Source organism: Peribacillus saganii (assembly GCF_003429095.1).
In the GTDB taxonomy this organism is placed as follows: Bacteria; Bacillota; Bacilli; order Bacillales; family DSM-1321; genus Peribacillus; species Peribacillus saganii.
In genome coordinates this window covers 1-1,187 of the sequence record NZ_QVTE01000081.1, presented here as the reverse complement: position 1 = coordinate 1,187, position 1,187 = coordinate 1, and the positions used below count along the sequence as shown (strand labels likewise).

Below are 1,187 nucleotides of genomic sequence, written 5' to 3'. Positions count from 1 at the left end.
ACAGCACCAACAACAGTCTTACGAAAAAATGTTTATGGAACAAAGGAGTATTCTTCAGAAACAAAACGGGTTATTCCAATCATTGATCAATGGTTAGAAGATGACCTAAAGAACTGGAAAAAGCAGAAGCATACCGCAATTAAGATTTTTAGAAGATTACAAGATGAATATGATTTTAAAGGCTCTGCCTCCAACATTCGTAAAATCGTAGCCAAACGCAGGCAACAAATTCAGGAAGCCTTTATTCCTTTGGATTTTCAACTCGGCCACCAATTCCAATTCGACTGGGGAGAGGCGGATATTATTCTACAGGGTCGAAAACAACGCATTTTCCTCTTCTGCGTTCAGCTCTCCGCCAGCCGTATGCGGTTTGTCAGAGCGTATCTCCACGAAAAACAGGAAGCATTCCTGGATGGCTTTGTTCACGCGTTTGAATTTTTAGGAGGAGTACCAACAGAGGGTCTCCTTGATAATCTTAAAACAGCGGTACTAAAAATCTTACAAGGAAGAGATCGGCTAGAACAGGAGTCATTCATTGGGATTCAAGCACATTACGTGTTTAAAGCCGAATTCTGTAATCCTGCAAGTGGTAACGAAAAAGGGCGAGTTGAAGGCACAGTTGGTTACATAAGAAGGAATGCCTTGGTACCTTTACCTGAAGTTCAATCAGTAAAAGAACTGAATGACTATCTCATAGATTGGTGTTTAATAGAGGCCGGAAGGACTCATGTCCCAAATAAATCAGAGACTGTCTTAGAAATGTGGGATAAAGAAAAAGAGTACCTTCATCCCCTTCCAACGAATCGCTTTGAAGCTTGTAAGCTTATATCATGTAAAGTTAATAAAACTTCCCTTATTACCGTGGAAACGAATCGTTATTCTGTACCAAGTAACTATGTAGGTCAAGCTGTATGGGCAAAAATTTTTGTCGATCGTGTAATCGTAGTGGCTCAAAACCGTGTGATCGCTGAACACACTCGCTCCTATGATCGTAATCAGATGATCACCGTTCTTGACCACTATTTAGAAGTATTGCTTAAAAAACCACGGGCAATCCGAGACGCTCATGCATTCCAATCCACTGAAATCCCTGATGTATTTAAGCGATTTCATTTAAAAATGCGCGAGCAAGAAGGGTCTGTGGGCGATAGAAAGTTCATTCGACTTCTCCTCCTCCATCGTGATAT

General features: G+C 40.9%; 1 protein-coding gene. It reads left to right on the top strand.

Annotation, left to right across the window (positions count from 1 at the left end; translation table 11 throughout):
* Window positions 1-1,187: IS21 family transposase (istA, locus tag D0469_RS20770; RefSeq protein ID WP_117328616.1), on the top strand; the 1,187-nt coding region annotated here is incomplete at both ends.